The 20,193-nt window shown below is 23.5% G+C and carries 22 protein-coding genes and 2 tRNA genes; 16 read left to right on the top strand and 8 right to left on the bottom strand.

Annotated elements, in window-relative coordinates:
• The first annotated feature begins 21 nt into the window (after positions 1 to 21).
• The 7 genes from ACJA29_RS03135 (at position 22) to ACJA29_RS03105 (ending at position 4,964) form a co-directional block, all read left to right on the top strand.
• Positions 22 to 561, top strand: coding sequence for an MAG0490 family ComEA-like DNA-binding protein (locus ACJA29_RS03135; RefSeq protein WP_406602979.1), 540 nt, complete (start codon positions 22 to 24; stop codon positions 559 to 561).
• On the top strand, positions 483 to 1,865 hold the full coding sequence (locus ACJA29_RS03130) for an MAG0480 family ComEC-like protein (RefSeq protein WP_406602438.1): 1,383 nt from the start codon (positions 483 to 485) through the stop codon (positions 1,863 to 1,865). The genes ACJA29_RS03135 and ACJA29_RS03130 overlap by 79 nt, the downstream gene beginning before the upstream one ends.
• 24 nt (positions 1,866 to 1,889) lie before the next feature.
• Positions 1,890 to 2,813 carry a glycosyltransferase family 2 protein gene (locus ACJA29_RS03125; protein WP_406602437.1) on the top strand — a complete coding sequence of 308 codons (924 nt, stop codon included), beginning with the start codon at positions 1,890 to 1,892 and terminating at the stop codon, positions 2,811 to 2,813.
• A gap of 78 nt (positions 2,814 to 2,891) precedes the next feature.
• Positions 2,892 to 3,044: a 50S ribosomal protein L33 gene (rpmG, locus tag ACJA29_RS03120; RefSeq protein WP_406602436.1), complete on the top strand. Its 153-nt coding sequence runs from the start codon at positions 2,892 to 2,894 to the stop codon at positions 3,042 to 3,044.
• On the top strand, positions 3,045 to 4,082 hold the full coding sequence (locus tag ACJA29_RS03115) for an aminopeptidase P family protein (protein WP_406602435.1): 1,038 nt from the start codon (positions 3,045 to 3,047) through the stop codon (positions 4,080 to 4,082).
• 7 nt (positions 4,083 to 4,089) lie between these two features.
• On the top strand, positions 4,090 to 4,653 hold the full coding sequence (gene efp / locus ACJA29_RS03110) for an elongation factor P (RefSeq protein ID WP_406602434.1): 564 nt from the start codon (positions 4,090 to 4,092) through the stop codon (positions 4,651 to 4,653).
• A gap of 2 nt (positions 4,654 to 4,655) precedes the next feature.
• Positions 4,656 to 4,964, top strand: coding sequence for an MMB_0454 family protein (locus ACJA29_RS03105; RefSeq protein WP_406602433.1), 309 nt, complete (start codon positions 4,656 to 4,658; stop codon positions 4,962 to 4,964).
• A gap of 7 nt (positions 4,965 to 4,971) precedes the next feature.
• Here ACJA29_RS03105 and ACJA29_RS03100 read toward each other — a convergent pair whose 3' ends face one another.
• The 7 genes from ACJA29_RS03100 to ACJA29_RS03070 form a co-directional block, all read right to left on the bottom strand.
• Positions 4,972 to 5,733: a hypothetical protein gene (locus ACJA29_RS03100; protein WP_406602432.1), complete on the bottom strand. Its 762-nt coding sequence runs from the start codon at positions 5,731 to 5,733 to the stop codon at positions 4,972 to 4,974.
• Positions 5,734 to 5,830: 97 nt separating this feature from the next.
• The gene (locus ACJA29_RS03095) at positions 5,831 to 6,115 is read right to left on the bottom strand and encodes a DivIVA domain-containing protein (RefSeq protein ID WP_406602431.1); all 285 of its coding nucleotides are present in this window, start codon (positions 6,113 to 6,115) and stop codon (positions 5,831 to 5,833) included.
• An 11-nt stretch (positions 6,116 to 6,126) separates the two neighbouring features.
• Positions 6,127 to 7,359 carry a tyrosine--tRNA ligase gene (gene tyrS / locus ACJA29_RS03090; RefSeq protein ID WP_406602978.1) on the bottom strand — a complete coding sequence of 411 codons (1,233 nt, stop codon included), beginning with the start codon at positions 7,357 to 7,359 and terminating at the stop codon, positions 6,127 to 6,129.
• Between the two features lie 21 nt (positions 7,360 to 7,380).
• Positions 7,381 to 7,965, bottom strand: a complete 585-nt coding sequence (locus ACJA29_RS03085) for a hypothetical protein (protein WP_406602430.1) — start codon at positions 7,963 to 7,965, stop codon at positions 7,381 to 7,383.
• Positions 7,966 to 7,985: 20 nt separating this feature from the next.
• Complete coding sequence (locus ACJA29_RS03080; protein WP_406602429.1) at positions 7,986 to 8,714, bottom strand: TrmH family RNA methyltransferase; 729 nt, start codon at positions 8,712 to 8,714, stop codon at positions 7,986 to 7,988.
• A gap of 4 nt (positions 8,715 to 8,718) precedes the next feature.
• Positions 8,719 to 9,228, bottom strand: coding sequence for a tRNA (cytidine(34)-2'-O)-methyltransferase (locus ACJA29_RS03075; RefSeq protein ID WP_406602428.1), 510 nt, complete (start codon positions 9,226 to 9,228; stop codon positions 8,719 to 8,721).
• Positions 9,229 to 9,252: 24 nt separating this feature from the next.
• On the bottom strand, positions 9,253 to 10,245 hold the full coding sequence (locus ACJA29_RS03070; RefSeq protein WP_406602427.1) for a hypothetical protein: 993 nt from the start codon (positions 10,243 to 10,245) through the stop codon (positions 9,253 to 9,255).
• Positions 10,246 to 10,561: 316 nt separating this feature from the next.
• Between ACJA29_RS03070 and pyk the strand changes: the two genes are divergently transcribed.
• The 4 genes from pyk to ACJA29_RS03050 all read left to right on the top strand — a co-directional run bounded on the left by pyk (position 10,562) and on the right by ACJA29_RS03050 (position 13,976).
• Positions 10,562 to 11,989 (top strand): pyruvate kinase, encoded by a 1,428-nt coding sequence (gene pyk, locus ACJA29_RS03065; RefSeq protein ID WP_406602426.1) that lies wholly within the window; start codon positions 10,562 to 10,564, stop codon positions 11,987 to 11,989.
• Between the two features lie 46 nt (positions 11,990 to 12,035).
• Positions 12,036 to 13,031, top strand: a complete 996-nt coding sequence (locus ACJA29_RS03060; protein ID WP_406602425.1) for an NAD(P)H-dependent glycerol-3-phosphate dehydrogenase — start codon at positions 12,036 to 12,038, stop codon at positions 13,029 to 13,031.
• A 16-nt stretch (positions 13,032 to 13,047) separates the two neighbouring features.
• The gene (locus ACJA29_RS03055) at positions 13,048 to 13,872 is read left to right on the top strand and encodes an HAD family hydrolase (protein WP_406602424.1); all 825 of its coding nucleotides are present in this window, start codon (positions 13,048 to 13,050) and stop codon (positions 13,870 to 13,872) included.
• A gap of 28 nt (positions 13,873 to 13,900) precedes the next feature.
• Positions 13,901 to 13,976 (top strand) — tRNA-His (locus ACJA29_RS03050).
• Between the two features lie 8 nt (positions 13,977 to 13,984).
• On the opposite strand, the gene ACJA29_RS03045 is transcribed toward ACJA29_RS03050, so the two are convergent.
• Positions 13,985 to 14,539, bottom strand: coding sequence for a DJ-1/PfpI family protein (locus ACJA29_RS03045; protein WP_406602423.1), 555 nt, complete (start codon positions 14,537 to 14,539; stop codon positions 13,985 to 13,987).
• Positions 14,540 to 14,661: 122 nt separating this feature from the next.
• Between ACJA29_RS03045 and ACJA29_RS03040 the strand changes: the two genes are divergently transcribed.
• The 5 genes from ACJA29_RS03040 to ACJA29_RS03020 all read left to right on the top strand — a co-directional run bounded on the left by ACJA29_RS03040 (position 14,662) and on the right by ACJA29_RS03020 (position 20,143).
• Complete coding sequence (locus tag ACJA29_RS03040; protein ID WP_406602422.1) at positions 14,662 to 16,197, top strand: hypothetical protein; 1,536 nt, start codon at positions 14,662 to 14,664, stop codon at positions 16,195 to 16,197.
• A 2-nt stretch (positions 16,198 to 16,199) separates the two neighbouring features.
• On the top strand, positions 16,200 to 16,541 hold the full coding sequence (locus ACJA29_RS03035; RefSeq protein WP_406602421.1) for a thioredoxin family protein: 342 nt from the start codon (positions 16,200 to 16,202) through the stop codon (positions 16,539 to 16,541).
• A complete protein-coding gene (locus ACJA29_RS03030) occupies positions 16,531 to 18,219 on the top strand; it encodes a GIY-YIG nuclease family protein (RefSeq protein ID WP_406602420.1) in 1,689 nt (562 codons plus the stop codon). The genes ACJA29_RS03035 and ACJA29_RS03030 overlap by 11 nt, the downstream gene beginning before the upstream one ends.
• Before the next feature lie 19 nt (positions 18,220 to 18,238).
• Positions 18,239 to 18,314, top strand: a tRNA-Arg gene (locus ACJA29_RS03025).
• A gap of 140 nt (positions 18,315 to 18,454) precedes the next feature.
• Entirely contained in the window at positions 18,455 to 20,143 is a 1,689-nt protein-coding gene (locus ACJA29_RS03020) for a hypothetical protein (RefSeq protein ID WP_406602419.1), read from the top strand.
• Positions 20,144 to 20,193: the final 50 nt, after the last annotated feature.

Here is a 20,193-nt window from a genome sequence, read left to right as displayed (position 1 = left end):
TAATATAAAGCACTAAATTAAATATTTGGATGTGATATTTCTGATAAAAAGGAGATATCTATAAAAATAAGAAAAAAAATAATTTTATTATCATGTTTTGGGATATTAGCAGCAGGTGTTGTTTCATATTCTATATATAAAATTGTTCAAAATGACAAAAAAAACTATTCCATTAATTTTTCTTATCAAGTTAATGTAGAAGGTGCTGTAAATAATCCGGGAGTTTATGAATTTAATAAACCAAAAAAAGTTAGAGAAATATTATTTCAAACAAATGTTCAAACAAATGCTGATTTAGATTCTATGGATTTAGAAAAAATAATTGATTATGATTATGACATTATTGTTCCATATAAGGTAGGAACAATAAAAAAAATTAAGTGAAAAGATTTAAATTCAGTTGAGCAATTAACAAATTTAGGTATTAAAAATTCTGTGGCTCAAACAATAATTAATCATAGAAGACAAAATGAAGTTACAACTTGAGAAGAAATTTTAGCTTTAAAAGGCATTGGACCAGTTACATTAGCTCAATTAAAAGATATAATTGATCTTTTTTAATTTGAACTTTAATTATTTTAGAATTTATTTTTTTATTTCTATGTATTAAAAGTCAAACAATTATTTGAATATTTTTAGCAATTGTTAACTCATTATTTATTGTTTATTTATCTTGAAAAATTTTTTTAATCATTATACCTATATTAATTTTATTTTTCGCATTGTTTTTATATATAGATAATATAAATTCCCTTCAAGAAATAAATGCTAATTTGATAGTATCTGAAAAAATTGGTAATGGAATTATTGTAAATTATGAAAACAAGAAGATTTTTATAAAAACAAATCAAATAATTAATCAATATGATATAGCAAAAATAAATTGTAAAAATGTCATTAAAATAAATTCAGACAATAGCTTTTATAAATATTTAAAATCTAAAAATGTTAATTATGTTGCTGAAAATTCATTAATTCAAGTTATTGGTCATAAATATTCCATGAAAGAAGATATATTCAATTATTTATCTAATGGTGGAGCATATTATTCTAGATATGTTCCACTTATTTTATTAGGAAAAAGGTATCCTAAAAATGATATTATTTTGGTTAAGTTACAAAACATCTCATTAATTCATTTGTTTACAATATCTGGCTTTCATATTAATATCATCATATATATTTTTGAAAAAATTTTTTTAAATCTCAAAATCAAAAATAAATATTTTCATTTTTTAATTTACTTATTCATGATTTTATATATTTTAATTTTAGGTATGCCTATTGCAGCAATGAGGGCATTCATTTTTAGTTTTCTATGTTTTATAAATAAAAAATTTCTTCATAAAAAATTTCATACATTAAATTTATTATCAATTACAATGTCTATTTTCTTTTTTATTAATCCTTACATTGTGTATTCATTATCTTTTGTTTTTACATTTTTGATGACATTTGTAATAATATTATTAAATTCGTTTGCAAATTTAAAATATAAAAAACTTAAAATGATTATTTTTACTTGAATAATGTCAACAATGTTCAATATTTATCTAAATAATGAAATAAATTTTTTGTCTTGATTATCCAATATTTTTTTCACTCCAATAATATCATTTTCATATATTCTAACTTTTTTCTTTTTTTGGCTTAAACCAACTTTAGATAATTATTATTTAATTTTAGATATTATGATTAATATGTTTCAATTTATCAAACTAAGCATAAATTTGAATTTAGATCCAAATTGATTAATTTTATTTATAAGTTTTATTTACATATTACTTTTAATTATTGCTAAAAAGCCTATGATAAAAGAACACAACACCTTTTTGAAATTTTATAATTGAACTGAATTTAAATAAAATTTATATAATTTAAAAATAATTATGAAACCCTTAGCAATTATTATTCCTTGTTATAACATGGAAAAATACATTTTAACAGCTTTAAATTCAATATTAAACCAAGAAAATCAAGAGTCTTTTTGTGATGTATTTATAATAGATGATGGATCTCAAGATAATTCTTTACAAATTGTAGAACAATTTATTAATAAAAATAAATTGAACAACTTTTATTTTCATAAAAAAAATAATGGGAATTGAGGATCAGTAATTAACTTTGCAAAGAACAATTTAAATTTGAATTCTCAATATGTAACTATATTAGATGCGGATGATTATTATAAAGAAGATTTATTTGCAGAATTAAAAAAACATATTGATAATAATTATGATCTAATTTTTACAGGTTTTTACGAAATTAAAAAGAAGTCTAGAATACATAAAGGATATTTAATTCCAAATAAAGGAGATCAAATAATTGCTAAAAAATATATGAGATTTCCTTCATTAATCCCATTATGTAAATTTTTTAAAACAAAACTATTTACTCAATTAAATGATTTAGAAGAAAAAGTTTCATATCAAGATATTATTCTTTGAAATAAATTTATTGACCTTGCTGAAAATTTTTATTATATAAAAAAAGAATATGGTTATTATCTAAATCACAGAGAAGGGGCCAGCTCTACTCAACCCTTTAATGAACAAAGAATAAAAATTATGATGAAAATTATCAACCATTTATTGATTGACAAAGATATTTATTTAAATGGGTATTTAATGGCTTTATTGATGCATCTAAAGAAAAATACTCCTAAAAAAGATAGAAAATTTATTAAATTAGAAGGAGAATTTCAATCAATAAGAAAATTTAAACTTTTATGATGTCCTTTTGGAACAAGAATAATAGTAAAAATTGGAATGTTTTTATATTTAAATAAATTATTAATTAATGGCAGTTTTTAGTTTATTTTTATAATTAATATTTTATAATTATTGTAATTAAAAAATATATCATAGAATTCAATTTTAAAGGAGTTAATTATGCCAGCAACAGGAATTACATTAAGATGCGAAGAATGCAAAATGGAAAATTATATTACAAAGAAAAATAAAAAGAATACAGTAGAAAAAATTGATTTGAAAAAACATTGTCATAGATGCAATAAACATACATCTCATAAGGAGAAAAAATAGATGGTTTCTCAAAAATTATTTGATGCTTTAAAAGAAAAAAAAGCTGATGCAATAATTTCAGAGTCACAACAAACAAGAAAATGATATACAGGCATTAGCACATCAGATGGTTGATTAATAATAGAATCTAATAAAGAAGCTACATTATTTGTTGATGGTAGATATATTGAATATGCAAAAAATAATGCTAAGAATGTTAAAGTAAATCTTTTAAAAAAAGATTCTCTTCAAAAATGATTAATAGATAAAAAGTTTAAAAAAATTGCAATTGAAGAAGATTATCTAACAATTGAAAAAAGAGATTTTTTAAAAAAAATCCTACAAGAAACAAAAACATCTATTACAACAATTAATGCCCAAAAATTTAGAATAATTAAATCAAATGAAGAAGTAAATTATATTCAAAAAGCTATTGATATTTCTTTAGAATCTTTTGAGATTTTAAAATCTTATTTAAAAGAAGGGATAACAGAAAAAGAACTACAACACAAATTAGAATATATCATGGTAAGAAAAGGTGCTGAAAAAGAAGCTTTTGATTCTATAGTAGCATTTAATGATTCAACTGCTGAACCACATCATCATTCATCAGATAAACGACTAAAAAAAGGTGATATGGTAACAATTGATTTTGGAGCTAAATATAATGGATATTGTGCCGATATAACAAGAACATTTATTTATGAAGATCAAGGAAATGCGAAATATAAAGAAATTTTAGATATTGTAGAAGAAGCGGCAAGATTAGGTAGAGAAGCTGTTAAGCCAGGTGTTAAAGCAAGTGAAATTGATTCAATTTGTAGATCTTATATTAAATCAAAAGGATATGGTGATTTCTTTGTTCATTCAACAGGCCATGGATTAGGAATAGATGTTCATGAATTCCCATATGTTTCTACTACTTCAGATATTACATTAGAACCAGGAATGATAATCACGGTAGAACCTGGAATTTATATTGAAGGAACAGGTGGAGCTAGAATTGAAGATGATGTTTTAGTTACTCCAACAGGTAACAAAGTATTATCAAGAAAGTAGGTATATTATGATAAGTGTTAATGATTTTAAACCAGGAATTACCTTTCAATTAGATGGAAGTATTTTTGTAGTATTAACAGCTCAACATTCTAAACAAGGAAGAGGACAAGCTAATGTTAAAGCTAAGGTTAAAGATTTAAGAAGTGGTACAACAACTATAAAATCTTTTACAGGTGGAGAAAAAGTTCAAAAAGCTCATATTGAAACAGTTGCCATGAATTATTTATATAATGATGGACAAAATGCAGTATTAATGGATGAAGCAACATTTGAACAAATTGAAATTCCTTTAAAACGTTTAGAGTGAGAATTAAACTTTTTAATTGAAGGATCAAAAGTTAAAGTAAGAAAATTTGAAGATGAAATATTAGATATTGAAATCCCTTTAAATATTGAAATTGAAGTTGCTGAAGCTTTTGATGCTGTAAAAGGTAATACAACAACTAATCCACAAAAAAAAGTTGTTTTAGTGACTGGTTATGAAGTAGAAGTTCCTATGTTTATTAAACAAGGAGATATAATTATTGTATCTACTGAAGAAGGTAAATACATTGGAAAAGGTAAAAAATAATAATGGTTAACAATTTAGTTTTTCACTCTAATCAAAAAGTATCATTAATAATAGATAAAAAAGCATTTGAAGATGTGATAAATTCATTATCTAAAACTATTGAAGGTATTAAAATTAATGATTCCAAAACAGAAATTTTAATTAGAGAAAAAGAAAATAATATTTTCTTTTTGATTGAAGTAAAAATTTCTTCAAAATTAAATATTAGTGAAACAATTAAATTAATAAAAAACAAAATAGAAATGCATTGTTTATTTTTAGCAGACAAAAAACCTAAAAATATTACTATTAATTATGTTGGATATTATTAATTTATATTTATATAAATTTATTATCTAATTGTTCATAGTTTTTATATTTTTCTATAATTCTGATTGTTGGAATAGAAATTGTAAATGCTATTGGAATTGTTAAATAAGTTTTTGTAACAATACCAAACAATGATAAAGGATACTGTTTAGCAAAATCTATATTCTTAGAGTAAAATCTTTGAGAATATTTTAAATATGCATAAGGACCTCAAAGTCATCTAAAAATAACAATAACTAAGATAATTAGAGATAATATATAAAGTTTTTTAATATAACTTCAATCTTTTGTTAAGCGATATTTAATTAAAGCATATGTTAAATAACCTAATGTTGATAGACTTAAGAAAGCAATTAATATATAAATCGCCATTGGGATAATATTACTTTGTTTAACTCCTTCATATCTGAATTGTTCATTAAATAATTGAAAGAAAAAAATTATTAATGCACCAATAAGTGCAATTAATATAGAAGAAACAGCAATATAAATAGATTGTTTATTGTTGCGATATAGATTCATAAAAAAAGATGAAATGATACTTACTAAAGGAGCAACAATTGCATATTCTATCATTCAATAACCTATACCCGACGTAATGAAACAAAAAATAGTATCACATAAAATGGAAAATATTGAACCTTTAATAGCTCCAAAAAGTATTCCATTAAATATTCAAAATAACATTTCTACATTGAAATTTAATGGTCCTCTAAATATCATGTAGCAGGTAAATTTAATAACATTATATAAAGCTAAAAGAATTGACATATAAGCAATATCTTTTATTGAAAATTTAAAACACTTTAATATTTTATTTGCGGTACACCTCTTTTAAATAAAATTTATTACTTAAATTATATTTAATTTAATCTTTTTTTAACTCATTTAAATTATCATCAGCACTTTTTTCATTTGATTTATTTTCGTCATTATTAGATTTGTTTATTGATAATAAAGCATTTGCTTCTTCTAACATTTTAATTTTATTTTTTAATTCTTCATTTTGAATTTTAACTTCATTAATTTGTGATTGTATTTTTTTAAGGTCATTAATAACTGAATCCAAAAAAACATCCACACTTATAGGGCTATATCCATTAATTACTGATTCAAATTCTTTATTTATTATTTTTTCTATTAATTCTTTCATAATTTCTGCTATTAAAATTTAATAATATAATAATTTTTCTTTCCTTTTTTAATTATTAAATATTGATAATTAAAAAATCTTGGAAAAATCTCTTCATTTTCATCTTTTTTTATTTCTCCATCAACTTGTATTGATCCACTTACAAGCATTTCTCTTGCTTCTCTTTTTGATGAACAAATTTTAGCATCAACTAATAAATCAATAAGTTTTCTTTTTTGTTGGTTATTATCAAATAAAGGAAGATCATTTAGGATAAGTTCTAATTGTTCTATAGTAATATCTGTTATTGCTTTTGATGAATCAAAAAGAATTTCTGTTATTTCTTTTGCATTAGCAGCTTGTGTTTTTCCATGAATATTTTGGACAACTTCAAGAGCAAGCATTTTTTGAGCTAACTTTTTCTTTGGTTCTGTTTTATGATAAAACATTATTTTTTCAATTTCTTCATCATCTAAAAATGTATATCAATTTAATAATTTTTCTACATCTTCATCTTTTTGATTAATAAAAAATTGATACATGCTATATGGAGAAGTTTTAAATCTACTTAATCAAATAGCCCCTTCAACACTTTTACCAAATTTTTTACCTTCAGAATTCAATAATAAATTTAATGTAATTCCTAGTGCATTATTTTCACCATAAAATTTTCTTATAAGTTCTAATCCTGTTGTAATATTTCCTCATTGGTCTGAACCACCAGCTTGAATTTTGATGTTTTTATTTTTGTACAAATAAGAAAAATCGTATCCTTGTAATAAAGTATATGTGAACTCAGTAAAAGAAATACCTGTTTCTAATCTTGTTGCTATCGATTCTTTATTGATCATATAATTAATATTTATATACTTACCAACATCTCTTAAAAAATCAATAATATTCATGTCTTTATAAAAGTCATAATTATCTATTACTTCTAAACCAAATGATTCAAGTTGTTCTTTTATAGCTTGTTTATTTTTATTTAATGTTTCTTGGTCTAATAATTTTCTTTCATTTTCTTTAAATGAAGGATCTCCAATCATTCCTGTTGCCCCACCAAGAACAGCATATGCTTTTAATCCTACCTTAGAAAATCTTCTCAAAATAGTTATGGGAATATAATTACCTAAATGCAGAGATTCTGCTGTAGGATCAAAACCAATATAAATTCCATCACCTTCTTTTAGATCTTTTATTTTATCTTCATTAGTAATGTTATTAATTATTCCTCTTTTTTTTAAATTATCTATTAAGCTTTCTATTTTGTTCATATATTCCTCACATTAAAAAAAGTATGTATCTTGAAGTGATAAATTGCTACAATCTACCAATCCCTCTTTTTCAATTCCAATTGTTTTATAAGAAACGATCATTCCTTCTGATTTAACTTTCATAACTTGTGTATCTAAAATTTTTTGACCATTAAATGTAGTTGTTCCATTGGTTGCAAATAAATAGTTTTGATTTAAATTAATTGAAGAGACATTTGTAATAATTTGTCTTTTAATGTCTTTGTTGAATAAAACAGTTAGAATCTTCAATTTATCACTTTGATTGTGCTGTTGAATATCAATAACTTTACCGATTTGATAAAAGTAATCAAAATCTTCTTCACTCAAATATTGATTAAATTTTTTTAATAATCAATCTTTAACATCATTTGATAGAACATGATATCCTTCTTTTAAATCAAAATATTTTTGATAATTTAAAATATTAATTCCCACCAGTTTATTTTGACTAAAAATTAAAATAAAATCATCTTGAATAATAGTAGAATATGAATCATCAAAAGTGTCTTTAAATAAAATTAAAGCATTATTTTGATTATCAAAAAACTTGTGCTTAGTTGTTATTGAAACTGGCATATTTATAAATTATAAAATATTTATTTTAAATATTTAGATAATAAAATGCCACAAGCAATAGCAACATTTAAAGATTCAAATTTGATAGGAATATAAACCTTATAGTCTAATAAATTTATTAAATCTTGATTTATTCCATGGGATTCATTTCCTAAAATTAAGACTAATTTTTTATCTTTAATTTCAACTTTATTATAATCAATAGAATCTTTTAATAAAGAACCAATAATTTTAAATCCATCATTTTTTAATTTCGTTACTGTTTCAATCAGATTAACATTATTAACAATATTAATGTTAAAAATTGCACCTTGAGTTGATCTAACAATTTTTGGATTATAAATATCCACACCTTTTAATATAATATCCTTTACACCAAAAGCATGTGCAGTTCTTATAATAGTGCCCAAATTTCCAGGATCATTAATATTATCTAATAATAAAATAAAATCTTTTTCATATAGATGATTATTTTGAATAAAATTACAAATTCCAATATAAGGCTGTGGAGATTTTGTTGTAGATAATTTACAAATGTTTTCATATGAAGTTATTAATACAGGAACACTTTTATGTTTAAAATTAACATCAGAAGTTACAATGTATTTAATTATTTTAGGATGTTTCAATGCTTCTTCTATTAAATGCAAACCTTCAATAATAAATTCTTGATATTGATAACGATATTTTTTTTGCATTAATTTTTTAATATGCAAAATTTGATTTTTAGATAATAAATTATTTTTCATTTTCTTATTCTAATATAAAATTTTTACCTTTTTGATATTCAAACTCTGAAAGACCTTCAAAATTCTTTTGTCTTAATATTTCATAAACTATTAAATTTACAGAATTTGCAAGATTTAATGATCTACAATCTTGTTTCATAGGAATTCTTAAACAAGTTTCAATAGATGTTTGAAGAATTTTTTTTGGTATACCTGTTGATTCAGTGCCAAACATTATCCAAATATCGTCTTGATTTGAATAATTTATTTCTGAATAATTTTTTAAACCATATCTTGTTATGTAATATATTTTCTTATTTCCATATTTTTTTACAAAATCATTATAGTTTTCATGAATTTCAAATTCTATATCATTCAAAGTTCTTCCGGCTGAAGATCTTTTTATATTTGCATGAAATAAATCAAAAGATATAGGTTTGATTATATGTAACTTAGCTCCTGTCGCATAGCATGTTCTAATGATGTTACCTGTGTTTGGAGGTATTTCAGGCATATATAAAATTACATTAATCATAAATTAAATGTTAATTATTAAATTCTAGAATTTAATAACACCTGCAAATAATAGTATTGAAACAATAATAACTGCAATGATAATTAAAGCTCAAACTACAAATCCAAAGATTACTAAAGTCGAATTTTTCTTTTTCTTTTTATCTACTTTAATTTCTTCTTTAACTTCTTCTACAACTTTTTCAGCCTTTTTAACTCCTTCTTTAGCTGTTATTTCTTTTGTAGTTTCAACATTATTATCAATAATTGTTTCTTCAATTTCTATAATTTTTGTAGATTTTTCTTTTTCTACAGGTGCTTCTACACTAATGTTAACTGTTGTTGTTTTAGGATCGGGTGTTGTATACGAAGTTGTATTACTTTGCGGTTGTGAATAACTAAATTCCTGAGTGTTTGAATTACTAATGTTAGCTGTATTTTCTTGATTTCTAACATTAGTATCCAATGTATTTGTATTAGCATCATTTTTAAAAGTTAAAGTATTTGTATTATTAATTACTCTAGTAACATTATCTATTTTATTTGCAAGTACATTCATTTGATCATCAAGCGAATCCATTCTACGATCAATTTCATTTTGATGCATTTGTGATTGATCTAATTGCAATTGCTGAGTTTCTAACAATTTTAAAAGATGAGGATTTGAAGTATTAGCTAAAGATGTATTAGAAACCATCATTGTTTGGTCTCCCAATGGTCTTTGATTTGGATTTAATCCACCTTGTCCTGGTAAAGCTGAAAATTCTACTGTTCCTTGTAATCTTTGTCTTGATTGAGTTGGGATACCATATAAATGATTTGTGTTATCAACAAATTCTGCTCTTCCTCTAGGAGCTCCAGTATATTTATTAACTTTTTTAAATCTATCTATAGGTTGTTGATATCTTGGTTGATTTGATTCGTAGCAATATGATTCATCATAATAATTACCATTGTAATCATCTGAATAATCTTCTAAATATGAATCATATTTATCTACAAAATAATCAAATCCTCTTTTCCCATTTCATCTAGACATTTTTTTATCCCCTTTTTTGTAACTTGCTTATTTTTTCCTTTTATTTAATTTCAAATTTTCGATACATTTAACTTATTTAACTTAATTTATTAAAATTTTGAAATGTATAGTTATTTTATCATATTTTTGGTAAAATTCCATATTTATTGCAAATTCTAGCTCTAGCAACCCTTTAAATAAAGTGTATTGAAATTGAAAAAATAGAACATTTATATAAAAGATAATAATTTATAATATTGATATATAAAAATAAAGTAAAATTAAAATATAAAGTGATAAAAACAATTAAATTAAATATTAAAAGTCAGGGGAAGCAATGCAATTTATAGATAAAAGATCAAAATTAATAGGTACTATTGGACCTTCTTCAGAAAAATATGAAGTGTTAAAAGAATTAGTTATTTCAGGTTTAACATGTATAAGAGCTAATTTCTCACATGGTACACATGAAGAACAAAAAGCAAAATTTGATAATGCAAAAAAAGTATCAAAAGAATTAAATATTCCTATTTCACTTATGTTAGATACAAAAGGTCCTGAAATTAGATTGGGTAAAATGAAAGATGGAGCTCAATTAATTAAATCAAATACAGAAGTAGTTGTATATACAAAAGAAGAAGATTTTCAAAATTTAGTAGGTACAGAAAATAAATGATCTGTTTCATATCGTATGGATAAAGATGTTAAAAAAGGAGACAGAATAGTTTTTGATGATGGGAAATTAGTAACTGAAGTTATATCAGTTCAAGATGGACTTATCAATATTGTTACTAAAAATCAACATTTATTAAAAACAAACAAAAGAATTAATATTCCTGGTGTAGAGTTTTCATTACCATTCCTTTCAGAAAAAGATAAAAATGATGTAATTTTTGGAATTAAAGAAAATATTGATTATATTGCAGCATCATTTGTTAACTCAGCAAAAGATGTTAATGAATTAAGAAGTATTTTAAAAGCTAATAATGGAGATCAAATTAAAATTATTTCAAAAATTGAATCTCAAACAGGAATTAACAATATAGATAGTATTATTGATGCTTCTGATGGTATTATGATTGCTAGAGGGGATTTAGGATTAGAAATTCCATATTATGATGTTCCGTATTATGAAAAATTGATTATTAGAAAATGTAGAAAATTAGGTAAACCAGTTATTGTTGCTACACAAATGCTAGATTCAATGGAAAAAACTCCTCAACCAACAAGAGCGGAAGTAACTGATGTTTATTGAGCAACAGAATTAGGAGCAGATTCAACAATGTTATCAGGTGAATCAGCTTCAGGAGATTTCCCAATTGAAGCTGTTAGAGTAATGTCTACAATTAATTTAAGAGCAGAAAAAGAATTCTATAACAAGCTATACTACCCTGTGCAATTAGAAGAGGTATGAAATAATTCAGAAAAAAATAAAAGACATGAAATTGCTTACAATATTGCTAAAAAAGCAATAACAGGAAAATATAAATATATTGTTGTAAGATCAAAATCAGGTCAATTATTAAGTGAAATTGCTAAATACAGACCTAATGCTGCAATTATTGGATTAGTAGGAGATGAAAAACAAATTGGTAAATTTGGTGTAACTAATTCAGTATTTGTTTCATTAGATTCTATTAAATTCTTCAATGAAGTAAAAGATGATTTTGAAAAAGCAAGAGAAGTTTTAAAACCTTTCTACCCTAATAAAGGTGATAAGTTTTTAGTAATTGATGAACACAATGAAAAAGAATTTACTTTTTAATTAGTTTTTATTATTTAAAATCAACTTAATTTAAATTAATATATTTATGCAGAGAAAAAAAATAACTGTTATTGGTTCTGGAGCATTAGGAACATCTTTAGCAAATGTTTTAAAAGATTCGAATGATAAAAATGAAATTTTAATTTATGGTATTGACGAAAAAGAACTAGATGATTTAAAAAATGGTAAAAATTCCAAGTATTTTCCTGAAATAAATTTTCATTGTTTTGATGTATCTAATAATTTAAAAGAAGCTGTTAATCAAGCAGATTATTTAGTACTTGCTCTTCCTTCAATAGCGATTGAATCAGTGATTTCAGAAATTGTGAATAATGTTAAATCGCCAACTTTGATCATTAATGGATGTAAAGGATTTTTTCCTAATACTACTAAACCTTTGCATGAAGAAATTTCTAATAGAGCAAAATCTAATTCCAACATAAGAGGTGTTGTAACTTTATCAGGGCCATCTTTTGCATCAGAAATTATAAAAAAATCATTAACTTCTATAGCAGCTATTGGTTATAACATAGAGCATCTAGTTGAAATACAAGAATTATTTAAAACAAATTATTTCAAATTGTATTGTCAAACAGATGTGGTTGGCGCAGAAATTGGTGGGATTTATAAAAATATTTTAGCAATTGGTGCAGGAATGTTAACACAGTTAGGTTATAAAATTAATACATTAGCTGTTTATTTAACTCGCGGAATGAAAGAGTTATCAACTTTTAATAAATTTATGGGTGGAAAAGATAAAACTATATATGGATTAACAGGTTTAGGAGATTTAATTCTAACAGCTACAGATGTTAATTCAAGAAATTTTACTTTTGGTATGAATTTTATTAAAAATGAAAAAGATACTAAAAATATTACATTAGAAGGATTAACAGCTTTAAAAGTAGTAGAAGATATTAGAGCAAAAAACAACTTATCTTTACCAATAGAAGAAGCTTTATATAATGTTATATATAAAAATAATTCTGTAGAAGAAGAAATCAAAAAATTATGAAATAGAGATTGACAAAAAGAGGAATAAAAAAAGGAATAGTAAAATGGGAAAATACATATTTGCAACTGATGTTGATGGAACATTATTAAATGATCAAGGAGAAGTACATCCTGAAACAATTGAAGCTTTTAAAAAAGCACAAGAACAAGGTTCATATACAGTAATTGCAACAGGAAGAGCTGTTATAAGAACTAAACCATTATTAAATAAAATTCCTTATGTAGATTTTTTAGTTTGCAATAATGGAAGTGCTGTTTACGATGTAAAAAAAGATAAAATAATCTACTTAGCAGGTGTAAATCCTAATCATTATCCTACTATATTAGATTTTGCTCGTCAACATCATGTAACATTTAAATTACATACTGATCTTGATTGAATTGGTGATGCTGAAAACAAAAATGAAAAACCAACACCTTTAACTTCTGAATTAGATCAAAAAATTAGATCTTTTATTCAAGAAAATCCTCATAGTGCAACATTATTCAACGGTCAAACTCCAACTCAACTTTCAATTAATGGAAGTGAAGAGTTTTGTAAAAAATATTTTCAGCAATTTCAAGATTGATTTGGAAAGGATTCAAGTGTTTATTTAACGAATTCAATTTATTTAGATGTTAATCCAAAAAATAAATCAAAATGAACAGGATTATTAGAATTAGCTAAAATTTTGCATATTGATGAAAATCATATAGTTACTTTTGGAGATAGTTATAATGATTTAGAAATGCTTTTAAATGCAAAAGATAATGGATACCCATTAGCAAATTCTAAAATTGAACTTTTAGAACATATTCCTGCTAAGATAGGTTCTAATAATACAAATGCTATTGCAAAAAAGATTTTGGAATATTTACAAAAAGAATAGAATTCATAATATAATAAAATCACATGTGGTAGATATGGCGAAATGGCTAACGCATCGGGTTGTGGCTCCGACATGTGCGGGTTCGATCCCCGTTATCTACCCCATTTTTTTATTATTTTTCTAAGCCATAAAGTCCATAATAAGCTTTATTAGCCAATTCTTTTCCATATAATATTTCAATTACTTTTATACCTAAATCAATAGCTGCTGAAGGACATTTTCCTGTAATATATTTTCCATCAACATTAATATATTCTTTTGTTCTTTTTTGGCTGCCAATATTGTTTATATTTTCTATTGGAAAAGAAGAATATGATTTATCATCTAAAATATGATTTTCATATATAGCATTAGGCCCATCACATATTGCAAAAACTCATTTATCTAATTCCACAAATTTTTTAATAAGATTTAATGCTTTTTCATTTGTTCTTAAATTAATACAAGCGGCACCACCAGGAACAAAAATAGCATCATAATCCTCAGGATTTATATCACTATTTATTGTCTCAATAAACCCAATTTTATTAGATCCTTGCACTTTGGTAGCACCATCAGGATTTCAATAAGTTATCTTTTCTAATTTTTGTGATCGATTTAATGCTCCTAAAAATCCATATACTTCTATTTCTTGATATTTATCGATAATTAATACTAGTAATTTCATATAAGACTCCTCTTTTAATTTTTAAAATAAATCAATAATTAAATTTTATTAAATTTAATAAGAGAACAACAATTTAATTTTATTATTAAATGATATATTTTGTTTATAATTAAATCTATAATATGACATCAAATAATGGTAAAAATTTTTCGACAGAAGTTAAAAATAAAGCAAATTTATTGAAAAATAAGTTGAAAACTTCTTTTAAAAATAGAAAGCAATACCAAATATTTCAATCTAAACAATTTTTAGGAATAGTTTTAGTTGCTGTAATGGTATTTTTGATGGTATTATCTTTTGTACAAATTCCAGGTTTTTCAACAATTAATTCTTATACTTTTGGAATGCTATTTGGATACTATTCATATTTTTTCTATATAGGATTTATAATCTATGGTTTATCTCAAATTTTGCAAATAAATATTAGATTTGAAAAATTTATTGCCACAAAATTTAATAGAAAGTTATATTTTTCATGATTATTATATTTATTATTTGCAATTGGAATTGCTCTAATTGTTGAATCAATTAGACAATGAGTTATAAATAATCGAATTTTTCCAGGAAATACAGCATTTAATGATTTCTTTGGAACTTGATGAAAAGACTTTTCAAATGAATACGAAAGAGTAAATAACCTAAATTCTAATCCAGCTTTACCAGGAATTCAAAATCAAGGTATTGTTATTTCTCTATTCATGGCTTTAGTTACTTCATGAACTGGATATATTGTTTCAATTATAATTGGTTTATTATTAATAGCATATTTTGTTTATTATGTATTTTATGGATCAATTATTAAAAAAATCAGATACCAAATTCTTGGGAAAACAAATAAAAGAGAAATTGTTACTAAAGAAGAATTTGAAGATTATAAAACTAAGATAATGGATTTATCATTTGAAGATACTTCTTCAATTGTTAACAAACCAAATAATGAAATTACAGCACATATTAGTCCAAAAACATCTACTATTTCTATCACTAATTCAGATTTAATGTTCCCTGTAGATAATCCTTTTAATGAAAGCAATGAAACAAATAAACAAAATTTCATTGAAAGTAAAACTTCAGAATTAAATTTAGAAAAAAATAATACAAAAGAATTTAAATTAGATGTTGTTAATAATCAAATTCAATCAGATACAAATGATAATAAAACATTTGATTTTGAATTAGATATTTTTAAAACTTCAACAGATTTTGTAAATTTTGATGACAATGGAATCTCAATGAACGCAACTAATGTTGATTTATCATCAAATACTGGAAGTAATAATATTGATTTAAATATTAATGAAGTAAAAGATGTGAGTCATGATGATGATAGCCAATATGATAGTAAAACTATTGTTTTCCAAAATGATCCTACTGTAGAAAAAACAATTCAATTTGCTAATGATTTAACTAATGAAGTTCGCCACGATGATCAAAGTACTCTTTTTGCAACTCAACCTTTTGAGCATGAAAAAACTCAAACAACATTAAATAATACTAGTGAAATTTCTAATGATGATAGAACTGATGAAATTACAAATGAAATTACAGCAGAAATTGAAACTAATGAAGCTATTTATGAAGATGATTATGAGCCATCAAATTCAAATGATCAAACTACAACAGAAGATGTTTTATTTAAAAATGATGAGGAAGAATAAAAATGTTTAGTTTATTAAAATTTAAGGAAGCTGAAGAATTTATAAAAAATAATCCTAATAATATAATTTATTTATTGTTTACTACAAATTGATGTGGTGATTGTCATATGATGATGCCAATATGTGAATCAGTTTCTTATGAATATTCAAATCATGACAATATCTCTTTTATTCAAGTTGATGCTGAAGAAGCAGGTATTTTTAGAAAAGACTCTCCATATAAAGTAGAAAGAGTGCCAACTCATGTTTTTATTAAAAATTCTAAAATAAGATCTATTATGTATGAATACATTACCAAAGATATTATTATTAATGAAATTGATCAATTAAGATATGAAAAATAATAAATTTAATATTGATAGAAAATCTTTATCAACAAAATGTGGCGTCTATTGATTTAAAGATTCTAACGACACAATCTTATATATTGGTAAAGCAAAAAATATTAAAAAAAGAATTGAACAATATTTAAATGGAACACAGAATTCATATAAGACTCCAATTTTATTAGAAAAAGCAACAAAACTGGAATATCAAATATGTCAAAATGAAAAAGAAGCTTTAATTTTAGAGCAAGAATTAATTAAAAAAAATAAACCATATTACAACATTTTATTTTTGGACGATAAAAAATATCCATATATAGTAATTGAATTAAAAAATAATAAATTAGAATTTAAAACAAGATTTATTTATAAAAATACTCCAAATACTTTCTATTTTGGTCCCTTACCACCTAATTATGGATACAAAATTATTAAAAATTTTTTAATTCATGAATGTTTATATGAAAATGGGTTACCAATTCAAAACAACTCATATTCCTTTTGAAAAGAAAAATTTGACTATGCTAAAAAAATATTATCTTCTACTAATAAAGATATTATTAATAAATTAAAAAATCAAATGATTTATTATTCAAATAATGAACAATATGAACTGGCAAAAGAATGCTATGAAGTAATTCATTATTTATCTAACAATCAAAGCCAATCAATTGCATTTGAAGAAAATCAAAATTTTGATATTTTATATTTTCAACAAGAAGAAAAATATTTGATGATTATGATCCATTATTTCAAAAATGGTTCTTTTTTCATGCAGGAAGAAACAATTGTAGAAATAAAATTAGATTTAGAACAAACTATTATTGAATTTATTAATCAATTTTACTTAGTGCGAAATATTCCAGATTTTATTGTTACTAATTTTCATTTAAATAGCGAAGATTTAATTATTAATAAAAAAATTATAGTTCCTCAAAAAGGGAAATATTATCAAGCATTAAAAAATGCCAAAAATAATATTGATATTAATAAAAAATTAAAATTAACTTCTTATATATCTAAATCAAAAATTGTTGATCAAGTAAAAAAATTTTTATCGGATATTTTAAACTTAGAAATCAATGATTTTATTATGATTGATAATTCTTCAGAAAGTAATCAAGATATAGTTAGTGTAATTATTTATTATAAAAATTTTTTACCTCACTATCAAAACTATCGAAAATATAAAATTAATGAATTAATTAGAAAATCAGATGTTGAGTTTATTAATCAAGGTTTAACTAAATATTTTAGCAATAATGAAGAAATGCCCGATTTAATTATTGTAGATGGAGGAATTCAACAAATAAATGAAGCTCAAAAAGTATTGAAAAATCTCAAAATAGAAATACCTATTATAGGTCTTGTTAAAAATCAACAACATAAAACAGATTATATTATTGATAATGATAAAAATAAAGTGCAAATAACCAATCGTGATATTTATAATTTTTTCTCAAAAATTCAAATTGAAGTTGATGCTTATGCTAAATCATTCCATAGCAAAAGAAAATTAGATTCATCCTTAGAAGGATTTTTAACAACAATTAAAGGAATAGGAAGCAAAACAGAAGAAAGATTATTAAATCACTTTAAGAATTACAATAATATTTATAATGCTTCTTTAGAAGAGTTATCCAAAGTAGTTTCTAAAAATATTGCTATTAAAATAATAAAAAAATTAGGAAAATAATGTAAAATGTTTTTAATGTGGTCGCGTAGCTCAGGGGACAGAGCACGTGCCTTCTAAGCATGTGGTCGGAGGTTCGAATCCTCCCGTGATCGCCATTTTTTTTATGCTTTTTTTAGAAAATAATATTTATTTGTGTTATTTAATATAAAATATATAAGTTCAAAATATGGAATAGATAAACTTAAAAATTATTTATATATATAGGCTGAAAATAAACTTACTAAGGAATGAAAATATGGCTCAAAAAAGAACTAACATTAAAAAAAATAGCACAACTAACATTAAAAAAAATAGTACAAAATCAACTAGCAAAAAACCGACTTATAAAAAATCAACAAATGCTAGCAAATCAACTAATAACAAAAAATATATTTCAAGACCTATCAATTCAAAAAATAAACCAACTAACACTAAATCAAAAAACAATTATTATAAAAATTTATATAAAAATAAATTTTCTAGAACCAATGAAGTAGTTATTGACAATAAAACTTATGTTTTACCAAAACATGATAGCTTTGAAACATATTTTTGTGTTTGAAGAATGTATTCATTAACTGATCCTCTAACCAAGAAAAGTTTTATAAGAAAATTTTGAATTGTTATTGGTAAAGGACACAAAAGTTATCGTAAATTTGAAAGTCAAAGAGATGCTATTAGATACTTTAGAAACTTGAAAAAATATGCCAAAATGAAAATTCAAGGTAATAATTCAAAAGAATTTTTAAGAACAATTTACACAATTTTTGAAATGATTTATCAAGGAATTAATACAAGCAAAGTACTTAGTCAATCACCTAGAAATAAAAATAATAATAAATCTCATGAAGATGGAGATTATGTAGATGAATACACACAATTAGATCTTTTATTAAATAATGATGATACAGGTGAAAATAATCAAGAAATTGAAGAAGATATTGATAAAGTCATCAATGAAAAAGAAGGAAATACTTTAGTTACAGATTACAAATTAGATATTGATGAAGATGCTGATAAAAAAACTAGAGAAATTCAATATGAGCAAACTAAACAAGCATATGATGATGCTGATGATATAACAAAAGAAAATACAAAACAATTTACAACTAATGAAAACACAAAAACTGTGACTTATGAGTATTATAATGGTGAAACAGAACATTTAGGACTTTTAGATCGTCAAATGGATGATACACCAATTTTAGGTCAAACTCAAATTAACTATTTTGATGATTTTAATCAAATTAAATTTGATGATATTAATCAAATTAAATTTGATATCCCTTCTCAAAGTGGTAATACAGAATCAATTTACAAAAATGAAAATGTTGACAATCAGTTGCAACCATATCAACAAAACCCAAACATGAATTCATGAGTTAATGAGACTCCTTCTTACAATGATGAAATTAATCTTCCAAGTGGTAATACAGAATCAACTTACAAAAATGAAAATGTTGACAATCAGTTGCAACCATATCAACAAAACCCAAACATGAATTCATGAGTTAATGAGACTCCTTCTTACAATAATGAAATTAATCTTCCAAGTGGTAATACAGAAATAATTCTTTATAAAAGTGACGATACTACTACAATAAGTACTAGTGATTCAACTAGTGATTCAACTAGCGATTCAATTAGTGATTCAATTAGTGATTCAAATAAAACTTCATTATATGATTTGATTACTAATGATAATAAAGATTTTCCTGAAACAAAAAGCAATGATTTAGAGTTAGAAGAAGATGTTAAAGAATTTGAAAGTGATCTAAACATTATCCAACACAATACATCATTAAATAAAACTATTCATGATGAGAAGCATAAACGCAATCATAAAAAAGTTACTATTATAACAGTTGTATCTATTTTAGGAATTTTAGTAATTGGTCTAATAGTAGTAATCTTGTTGTTTGCTTTAAAAATTATTAAAATTTAAACTAATGATATAATTTTAAAATAAATGATATTTTAAAGTTATAAATATAA

The organism is Metamycoplasma sualvi (assembly GCF_045276925.1).
Lineage (GTDB): Bacteria > Bacillota_I > Bacilli_A > Mycoplasmatales > Metamycoplasmataceae > UBA710.
The sequence above is the reverse complement of the archived record's forward strand: the minus strand, read 5'-3'. Positions and strand labels throughout refer to the sequence as shown.